Origin of the sequence: Sphingorhabdus sp., from assembly GCF_041737645.1 — a bacterium.
GTDB lineage: Bacteria > Pseudomonadota > Alphaproteobacteria > Sphingomonadales > Sphingomonadaceae > Sphingorhabdus_B.
Genome location: NZ_JBGSRI010000033.1, coordinates 150,597 through 160,053, shown reverse-complemented (window position 1 = coordinate 160,053; position 9,457 = coordinate 150,597). Strand labels below are relative to the sequence as shown.

Here is a 9,457-nt window from a genome sequence, read left to right as displayed (position 1 = left end):
CTGTCGAGCGTGCGGCGGATTGCCGCGGCGACGCGCTGGTCGCTGCCCGGTGAGCGGCCTAGCCCCAAGTCAATCCGGCCAGGGTAGAGCGCATCTAGCGTACCAAATTGTTCTGCAATCACGAGCGGCGAATGGTTGGGCAGCATGATACCGCCAGAGCCCACACGAATAGTTTTTGTAGCGGCAGCGATATGGCCGATGACGACGCTGGTCGCGGCGCCGGCGATGCCGCGCATACCGTGATGTTCGGCAACCCAGTAACGGGTGAAGCCAAGGCTTTCGGCGTGGACCGCGAGGTCGGCCGCGTTGGCCAATGCGGTAGCCACATTGCCGCCTTCGACGACAGGGACGAGATCAAGCAGGGAGAATTTGGTCATGACCCATAGATGGGTGCGCTCGCCCCCAAAGCCAAGCGCAATCGACTATGGCTGATCGCCATGCCATAGTCTGTTCGATGATTACCGATCTATATGCACCTTTCCTGCTGACAACATTGTTAATCGAGTTGACCCCTGGCCCGAATATGGCGTGGCTGGCGCTAACAAGCGCTACGCACGGCAAACAATCTGGCTTTGCAGCGGTAGCCGGCATTGCATTGGGGCTTTCCGTGCTTGCAGCTGCATCAGCGGTTGGTCTGGCCGAACTGGCAATGCGTTCGCCAGAAATATTTAATCTTCTGCGTTATGCAGGGGTTGCATATCTTCTTTGGCTCGCGTGGCAGGCGTGGGTAGGGGAGAACGAACTGTCGCCCGATATTGCCAACCAAAATGCGCTAGGCGCATGGTTCCGGCACGGGTTTTTGCTGAATTTGTTAAACCCGAAAGCAGCGGTGTTTTTCATTACTGTGTTGCCGGCCTATATTTCGGCCGAAGTTCCGATAGCGCCACAGACCGGATTATTATCGGCAAGCTATGTTGCGATTGCGACTGCGATTCATCTTAATATTGTGGCGTTCGCAGCACACGCGCATGGCTGGATATTGGCAGGCAATCGAAGACATGTTATTCGGCGTATTTTCGCCGGTTTGTTGGCCTTGATTGCAATCTGGTTCCTCGCCAGTACGGCCTGATCGAATAACATTCATCCGGCATTCATCTATTGAAACATAGACGAACCGTGCTATTTCATAGATAAACCGTGTTCGGTGAAAGGAATGCAAATCATGACAACTGAACGAAGTCCCGGCTGGAAATTATTCTTTGCCGGTATCATCGGGCTCCTCCTCATCATTCCCTTAATGATGGTATATGCGCTTTTATGGGATCGGCAGGAGCAATCAAATATTGCCCAAAATTCTATTGCAGCCGGTTGGGGAGGACCTCAAGTGGTGGTCGGCCCGGTGCTGGTTATCCCCTACACCTCCAGCAGTGTTGAAACAGTCAACGAAAATGGCCGTCAGACAACACGCACGGTTCAGATTAAGAAGGAATTGTTCCTTTCGCCTGAAACAAATGCAATCAAAACCGAACTGAAACCTGATCGGAAACGGAAATCGATCTACGAAAGCGTATTGTTCGTTGCTGCAAATAGCGGAACGGCGCGCTTTGCCTTGCCGGATGATTTTGCGCGTTATGGTATCCCGCGCGACAACATCGACTTTTCGGGGGCAGAGCTCCGCTTTGGAGTATCCGACGCACGCGGGCTTCAGAAAGACAGCAAGGTTCAAGTGAATGGAACGGTTCTTGGCTTGCAGCCAGGCAAGGGGTTGGCAGCGTCAAATAATTCGGGTTTCTTCAGCTTTGTTGACTGGACGGGTGCCACGCCCCTCGAAGTAAAATATAGCTTTGCAATCCGCGGTAACAAATCCCTGACTATGGTTCCTCGCGGTGGAGAAACGACATGGGAAGTCAAATCCAGCTGGCCGAGTCCTAGCTTTGCCGGCGATTTTCTTCCCGTAAAAAGAGACGTAAAATCAAGTGGGTTTCAGTCCACCCATGCAATTACGAATTTGGCATTGGGCCAAGCAATTGTTGCGACTGACGACAACGCACCACCGTTGACCTCCGAACAATATGGGGCGGCCGCGGTATCTTCCGCACGGGATATTCCCGCTGTGGGCGGCCCAAGCCAAGCTGCAACGATTGGTTTGATAGAACCTGTCGATCTATACAGTCAGGTTGACCGTTCAGTAAAGTACGGGTTTCTGTTCATTGGTTTCACATTCCTTGCCTATCTCATGTTTGATGTGATTGCAGGTGCCCGTGTTGCGGCGGCCGAATATCTGTTGACCGGGGCCGGGCTGGTGCTGTTTTTTGTACTCCTCCTCGCCTTTGCCGAAGTGGTGGGATTCATGTGGGCCTATCTAATCGCTGCGGGCGCGATAACCGGATTGCTGACGGCTTATTCCGCTGCGGTATTGAAAAGCTGGCTGCGCGCGCGGTTTATTGGCGGGCTGTTGGTGGGGCTGTATGCGACGCTGTACGTATTGCTCAACCTCGAAGCTTATTCGCTGATTATCGGTTCGCTGCTGCTCTTTGTCGCTCTCGCGGTCGTTATGTGGGCCACGCGTGCGATAGACTGGGGCGCGCGGCGGGACACGGCAGAAGTTGCTAACGCCAACGCAGCTTAGACGCATCAAGTTCCGGGACGGATCGAACGCCCATAAGTTTCATGTCGCGTTCGATCTCGTCCCGCAATTTGCCAACTATGCATTGAACGCCAGGCTCTCCTGCCGCTGCCAGCGCATACAGATACAATCGCCCGCCGGAGCACGCCGTTGCCCCGGCGGCGAGTGCTTTCAGAACGTGGCTGCCACGACGGACACCGCCGTCGCAGATGATGTCGATCTTGCCGCCCACAGCATCGGCGATTTCCGATATCTGGTCGAAAGGCGAGCGCGAGCCGTCGAGTTGCCGCCCGCCATGGTTGGAAACCATGATGGCCGTTGCACCTATATCGACCGCCCGTTTTGCATCCTCTACCGACATGATCCCTTTGAGGCAGAACTCACCGCCCCAGTCCGCTCGTACCTTTTCTGCCATGGCCCAGTCCATGGATGTATCGAGCATGGTGTTGAAATATTCGGCAACCGAAACTGCCACATTGGTACCCGCATCTACATGCGTTTCGAGATTAGGCAGCGCAAATTTCTCGCGGAACAGGTAGTTGAGCGCCCACATCGGGTGGATTGCATAGCTGAGTACAGAAGCCGCGGTAAAGCGAGGTGGAGACGTAAAGCCGCTGCGCAGACAACGTTCCCGATTACCCGAAACAATGGTATCAACGGTCAAGGCAATCGCATCGAATTTCGCCGCCTTGCAGCGTTCGATCATCGAATTGTTGAGGCCCTTATCCTTATGGATGTAGAGCTGGAACATCTTCGGTGATGCGATGGTCTCCCCGATCTCCTCGATGCTGACCGTGGCCAGAGATGAAATCCCAAACCAGGTGCCAAACTTCTGCGCTGTCGCAGCGACTGCACGCTCGCCCTGCCAGTGAAAAAGTCGCTGCAACGCCGTGGGCGACAGCATCAGCGGCATGGCAATGGGCTTTCCCATCACCGTCACGCCCATGTCTATCTCCGAAACCCCGGCAAGAACATTGGGGACCAGGTCGCAGTCGTCGAACGCAGACGTGTTGCGTAACTTCGTCCGCTCGTCATCGGCGGCGCCGTCTATATAGTTGAAAATAGGTGACGGCAGACGTGCTTTGGCAAGATTGCGGAAATCCTCGACATTATGGCAATCTTTGAACTGCATCTCGTTTTACTGCAACCCTTGCAAATAGTTGCAAGCATTAGGGTTTTTGCTCTTAAGACCCCGTTGCAGCGCTTCCATTCGTTGTTCCGACGTGCCGTGGGTGAACATGCTTTCAACCGGTGCACGGCCGGCTTGCTGCATAAGGGTGTCGTCACCAATGGCGTTCGCCGCACGCATTCCTTCTTCGATGTCGCCGGGTTCGATCCGGTCAGAGTTGATTCCCGCCCAAACTCCGGCAAAACAATCCGCTTGCAACTCCATCCCGACTTGCAAACGGTTGCCGTCTGTCTGGTTTGATTGCGCCTGAAGCTTTCGCACCTGGTCTGCAATTCCAGCCAAATTCTGGATATGGTGACCAACCTCATGCGCAACGACATAGGCATAAGCAAAGTCGCCGCCAGCACCCATCTGTTTTTCCATCTGCTGGAAGAAACTTGTGTCCAAATAGATGCCTTCATCCGAAGGGCAATAAAAAGGACCCATGGCGGATTGCGCCGCACCGCATCCAGATTGGCCGCCACCCTGATAGAAGTGCAGCTTTGCGGGGCGATAATCGCGCACGAGTTTGCCCCAGGTGTCTTCTGTAGATTTGAGAACACGGCATGCGAATAACTCCTCTTGTGTATCGCACGCCACATTGCCCGCGCTGGATTGCTGACTGGTACCGGGCGCAGATACAGGTCCGCCCATAGTCAGTATCCCGCTGGAAACGACAAAATAACCCACGACCGCAATCAGCAGGACTGAGCCACAACCCATTTTGCGGCCAAGAAGCATCGGCAATAACCCGAAAATGAGGCCAAGCATGCCGCCCCCGCCGCCCCCGCCGAAGCCGCCGCCTCCCGATCCTTGATCGCTGACATTTCCGCTCGGGTCTAGATCATTGAGACGCATGTGATTCTCCGTTATTGCCGAGCTCGAACATTGCGGTTAGCGGAATAAAGCGCAAGTAAAGTTCCCGATTTATACAAAGGCCATCACTCATGTTTCTCAAGGGTAAAACCGCTCTCATCACCGGATCTACATCAGGTATCGGCTTGGGATATGCCAAAGCTTTCGCGGCTGAAGGCGCCCAGGTTATGATAAACGGTTTTGGCGACCAATGTGTGATTGACGGCCATGTGGCAGAACTTTCCGCCATTAGCGGTGCCGGTGCCTTCTATTCGCCCGCCGACATGACCAAGCCAGACGAAATCCGGGCCATGGTTGCCGATTGCACCGAAAAACTAGGGGCTCCCGACATCTTGATAAATAATGCGGGTATTCAGCATGTGGCGCCCGTCGATGAATTTCCGGAAGACAAATGGGATGCTATCCTTGCCATTATCCTGTCTTCTGCTTTTCATACCACAAAGGCAGCTTTGCCGGGAATGAAGTCAAAGGGTTGGGGGCGTGTGATAAATACCGGATCCATGCACAGCCTCGTCGCATCGCCTTACAAATCTGCCTATAATGCAGCCAAGCATGGCCTATCCGGCCTCACCAAGACGATCGCTCTCGAAGTCGCCACGCAAGGTATTACCGTAAACTGCATCTGCCCTGGCTATGTCTGGACGCCTCTGGTGGAGGGGCAAATTCCGGATACCATGAAAACCCGGAATCTCTCTCGAGAACAGGTGATCAATGATGTGCTCTTGGCTAATCAGCCGCAAAAGAAATTTGTACAAGTCGACCAACTCGCTGCGCTCGCACTTTTTCTTTGTCGAGATGAAGCAAGTGCAATTACCGGAACAAACTTATCCGTCGACGGTGGGTGGACCGCCCAATAAAACGGGCTTTGTTTTCTTAGAAACCATATTTTCTGAAAATATTCATTGCCCGTTTAATGCGGGATCATAATTGCCAGTCGATGGTTGCGGCACGGTATATTGAGGGGCGATATAAGCTTGGGGCGGCACTTGGCCATAATATGTAGGCGCGTTGGGTGCCTGCTCCTGCGGAATCTGAACTTCATTTTGAAGCGATTGCTGGTTACTGCTGCCATAAGGATTGCCATCGATGACGGGCACGCCAATCGCGAGAATATCCTCTCCGTCTTCTTCTGGTGAGCTGTCATCCGTTAGTTCGTCCGGGTCAGTAGTAACGGTATTTTCAGTGACAGGAGGTGACGGAACGGGCGCTGGCGCGGCCTGGGCAACCGCGACGGGCTGCTGGTCATATGTCAGGCTAGAGGTCACAAAAGTGATCAGCGCCGCTACGCCGAGCACGCCCAATAGCAATTTCAAGATGTTGTCCATACTCGACCCCGACCTGTTTCAAGCGATGGTGTTAGCGCAAGCCTGTTAATAATATATTAGCGATGCGAACAACTTCGGACGAAAAAGGCCGCCGACATCTCTGTCGGCGGCTTAGTCATTTTCCTCCCCAGGAAATTGTTAAAAATTAGTCAATTGGCTATTTGCCGCCTGCACTACCCAACCGATGGTAAAGACGCGCAAACTTGACCGATTCCGGCTTGTCCTTGATCGCCTCCAGATAGAAAACCAACGCTTGTCGAAGCAGAGTCAGGTCTTCTGTTGAGAGTACTGCTCTTGCACGTTGCGGTTCGCTCATCTGCAATCTCCCAAAATCAAGCGGCGTTAGCGAACTGGTTCATGGTGTTATCTTTGCCGCCTGCCTTCAAAGCGGCTTCACCGGCGAAATATTCCTTGTGATCGTCACCAATGTCGGAACCGGACATATTCTGGTGCTTTACACAGGCGATGCCCTGACGGATTTCCTTGCGCTGAACGCCAGCAACATAGCCCAGCATCCCCATTTCGCCGAAATAATCCTTGGCCAGATTATCCGTGCTGAGCGCGGCTGTGTGATAAGTCGGCAAAGTGATCAGATGATGGAAAATCCCGGCCCGCTTTGCAGAATCCCGTTGGAAGTTCTGAATACGGTTGTCAGCTTCTTCACCCAGCGCGGTTTCGTCGTAGGACGCGCTCATCAGATTGGCGCGGTCATAAGCCGAAACATCCTTACCTTCTGCGCTCCAGGCGTCGAATACCTGCTGACGGAAGTTGAGGGTCCAGTTGAAGCTGGGCGAGTTGTTATAGGCCAGCTTCGCATTGGGCACGACTTCGCGAATACGGTCAACCATGCCTGCAATCTGTTCGATATGGGGCTTTTCGGTTTCGATCCAGATCAGGTCCGCACCGTTTTGCAGGCTGGTGATGCAATCGAGGACGCAGCGGTCTTCGCCGGTGCCAGCCCGAAACTGGAAAAGGTTCGACGGCAAACGCTTTGGACGCAGCAACTTTCCGTTTCTGTTCAGAATAACATCGCCATTTTGCGCGGTGGCGGGGTCGATTTCTTCGCAGTCAAGGAAGCTGTTGTACAGGTCGCCCAAATCGCCAGCTTCTTTTGAAACGGCGATTTGCTTTGTCAGGCCGGCGCCTAAGGAGTCGGTGCGGGCCACGATGATACCGTCTGGCACGCCCAATTCGAGGAAGGCGTAACGGCAGGCACGGATTTTCTGCAAGAAATCTTCGTGGGGAACGGTCACTTTGCCGTCTTGGTGACCGCATTGCTTTTCGTCGGAAACCTGGTTTTCAATTTGAAGCGCGCAGGCGCCTGCCTCAATCATCTTTTTGGCGAGCAGATACGTTGCCTCTGCGTTGCCGAAACCGGCGTCGATGTCGGCGATGATAGGAACGACGTGCGTTTCAAAGCCTTCAATCTTGGCGAGCAAGTCGGCTTCTTTTGCAGTTTCGCCATTATCACGCGCTTTGTCGAGGTCGCGGAACAAAATGTTGAGTTCACGGGCATCGGCTTGCCGAAGGAAGGTGTAGAGTTCTTCGATTAACGCCGGAACACTGGTTTTTTCGTGCATCGACTGGTCGGGCAGGGGACCGAATTCGCTGCGGAGTGCCGCGATCATCCAGCCAGAGAGATACAGATAGCGCTGTTTGGTTGTGCCAAAATGCTTTTTGACCGCGATCATCTTTTGTTGAGCGATGAACCCGTGCCAGCATCCGAGGGACTGCGTGTAATATGCAGGATCTGCATCATAAGCTGCCATGTCCTGCCGCATTATGTTGGCGGTGTAGCGGGCAATATCAAGGCCAGTTTGAAAACGGTTCTGGAGCTGCATTCTGGCGACGGATTCGGGGCTGATTGAATCCCAGGTGCCATTTTGCGCTGCGATCAGCGTGCTGGTTTGCGCTATTTGTTCTTTGTACGACATTTACAATTCCTTCGAGGTTGTTAACTCGGCTGAAGCTTGGGATAGCAAAAAATGCCTAAAAAAGCGAGTCGGAATTGTAATTTTTGTTGTGTGTGCGTCGCACAAAATAAGATTAACGTTGCAATGTTGTAAATAATATGACAAACATTCCTCCATGTCCGAGCAAAAGCTTTTTGCGGGCCACGCCGTCCGCCGTATCCGCAGGGCCAATGGCCTGACCCAGGCCGCAATGGCCGAAGCGCTGGATGTTTCGCCGTCCTATCTCAACCTGATCGAACGCAATCAGCGCCCGTTGACGGCGACATTATTGCTGAAGCTTGCCGAACGCTATGATTTTGACCCGCGTACCTTGACCGGATCAACACCCGGCGGCGGGGTGGAGGCTATTCGCCGCAGATTGTCCGACCCGATGTTCGCCGACCTGACAATCGAACGGGTCCAGATCGAAGACTGGATCGCCGCCAGCCCCGACGCGGCCGAAGCATTCGCCCGCGCCTTTGACCGTCTATCCGGCGGATCGCATGGCAGCAGCGGCGAAAACAGCCCCGCGCGCGGTATAACAATTGAGCCTGAGGCCATCGCCTCGGCCCGCCGTGAAATCGAACGGTGGCGCAACCATTTTGCCGATCTTGATATCGCGGCCGAAAAGCTGGCCGATGAATTGCGCCTCGCCAATGCCGATCTTTATGGCGCGATAACCGAACGGTTGCGGGTCAAGCATCAACTCAGCATCCGCATCTTGCCGTTCGACGTCATGCCCGGCCATTTGCGAAAGCTTGATCTTCATGCCCGCCAGCTTCAACTCTCTGAACTGCTCGACCCGGCAAGCCGTACCTTTGCAGCCGCGTTCCAACTCGCGCTGATCGAGGCGAAGGCTGAAATAGATGCGCTGGTGGCCGGGGCCAGCTTTGCCGAACGGGCAGGGGAGAAGCTGTACCGCCGCCATTTAACCAGCTATTTCGCCGCTGCTGTGATGATGCCTTATGCCCGGTTTTTGCGCGCGTGTGAGGCAACGGGCTATGATATCGTCCTGTTGCAGCGCCGCTTTGGTGCAGGCTTTGAACAGGTCGCTCACCGGCTGACAACGTTGCAGCGGGTTGGCCAGCGCGGTTTGCCATTTTTCATGCTGCGGATTGATCGAGCCGGCCAAAGCAGCAAACGTTTTGCAGGGGCCAGCGCATCGCCGCTTGTCGGGACGGAACGGCGGTGCCCGCTTTGGCAGGTGCATAATGTTTTTGCCCGCCCCGGTACGTTATTGCCGCATCTGGTGGAACTCGAAGATGGCGACCGGTGGTTCACCTTGTCCCGCACGGTTCACCCGCAAACGGCGGTGAGCGGTTCGGTCGAGGCGGAATTTGCGATATGTTTGGGTCTTGACGCAAAGCTGGCGGCACCATTGGCGGCCGCGCGCGGCGTTGACTTGAATGCCGGAGCCGCCACCCCCATCGGCCTCGGCTGCCCGGCCTGCACACGCCCCGAATGTCCACAACGCAGCGCACCCCCCGCTGGCCGGGTCCTGGTCTTTAACGAACGCGAAAGAGGTATGTCGCCATTTACATTCGATATGGAGTGAGGTGGCGAGAATTTT

At 54.5% G+C, this 9,457-nt stretch carries 10 protein-coding genes; 4 read left to right on the top strand and 6 right to left on the bottom strand.

Annotation, left to right across the window (positions count from 1 at the left end):
- A partial coding sequence (locus ACEW72_RS04710; RefSeq protein ID WP_373475215.1) for an MsnO8 family LLM class oxidoreductase occupies nt 1–377 on the bottom strand: 377 nt, incomplete at its 3' end.
- Between the two features lie 47 nt (nt 378–424).
- Here ACEW72_RS04710 and ACEW72_RS04705 point away from each other — a divergent pair.
- Together ACEW72_RS04705 and creD are read left to right on the top strand one after the other, a co-directional pair.
- Nucleotides 425–1,069 carry a LysE family translocator gene (locus ACEW72_RS04705; protein WP_373475214.1) on the top strand — a complete coding sequence of 215 codons (645 nt, stop codon included), beginning with the start codon at nt 425–427 and terminating at the stop codon, nt 1,067–1,069.
- Nucleotides 1,070–1,162: 93 nt separating this feature from the next.
- Nucleotides 1,163–2,569 (top strand): cell envelope integrity protein CreD, encoded by a 1,407-nt coding sequence (gene creD / locus ACEW72_RS04700; RefSeq protein WP_373475213.1) that lies wholly within the window; start codon nt 1,163–1,165, stop codon nt 2,567–2,569.
- On the opposite strand, the gene ACEW72_RS04695 is transcribed toward creD, so the two are convergent.
- Nucleotides 2,550–3,698 (bottom strand): alpha-hydroxy acid oxidase, encoded by a 1,149-nt coding sequence (locus ACEW72_RS04695; protein ID WP_373475212.1) that lies wholly within the window; start codon nt 3,696–3,698, stop codon nt 2,550–2,552. The genes creD and ACEW72_RS04695 overlap by 20 nt on opposite strands.
- 6 nt (nt 3,699–3,704) lie before the next feature.
- A complete protein-coding gene (locus ACEW72_RS04690; protein WP_373475211.1) occupies nt 3,705–4,592 on the bottom strand; it encodes a neutral zinc metallopeptidase in 888 nt (295 codons plus the stop codon).
- 89 nt (nt 4,593–4,681) lie between these two features.
- Here ACEW72_RS04690 and ACEW72_RS04685 point away from each other — a divergent pair, with 89 nt between their 5' ends.
- Nucleotides 4,682–5,467 carry a 3-hydroxybutyrate dehydrogenase gene (locus ACEW72_RS04685; protein ID WP_373475210.1) on the top strand — a complete coding sequence of 262 codons (786 nt, stop codon included), beginning with the start codon at nt 4,682–4,684 and terminating at the stop codon, nt 5,465–5,467.
- Nucleotides 5,468–5,509: 42 nt separating this feature from the next.
- Here the strand turns inward: ACEW72_RS04685 and ACEW72_RS04680 are convergent, their stop codons facing one another.
- The 3 genes from ACEW72_RS04680 to ACEW72_RS04670 all read right to left on the bottom strand — a co-directional run bounded on the left by ACEW72_RS04680 (nt 5,510) and on the right by ACEW72_RS04670 (nt 7,869).
- Nucleotides 5,510–5,935 carry a hypothetical protein gene (locus ACEW72_RS04680; RefSeq protein ID WP_373475209.1) on the bottom strand — a complete coding sequence of 142 codons (426 nt, stop codon included), beginning with the start codon at nt 5,933–5,935 and terminating at the stop codon, nt 5,510–5,512.
- Nucleotides 5,936–6,092: 157 nt separating this feature from the next.
- Nucleotides 6,093–6,251 (bottom strand): hypothetical protein, encoded by a 159-nt coding sequence (locus ACEW72_RS04675; RefSeq protein ID WP_179956505.1) that lies wholly within the window; start codon nt 6,249–6,251, stop codon nt 6,093–6,095.
- Nucleotides 6,252–6,267: 16 nt separating this feature from the next.
- On the bottom strand, nt 6,268–7,869 hold the full coding sequence (locus ACEW72_RS04670) for an isocitrate lyase (protein WP_373475208.1): 1,602 nt from the start codon (nt 7,867–7,869) through the stop codon (nt 6,268–6,270).
- Between the two features lie 154 nt (nt 7,870–8,023).
- On the opposite strand from ACEW72_RS04670, the gene ACEW72_RS04665 reads away from it, so the two are divergent.
- Nucleotides 8,024–9,442, top strand: a complete 1,419-nt coding sequence (locus ACEW72_RS04665) for a short-chain fatty acyl-CoA regulator family protein (protein ID WP_373475207.1) — start codon at nt 8,024–8,026, stop codon at nt 9,440–9,442.
- Nucleotides 9,443–9,457: the final 15 nt, after the last annotated feature.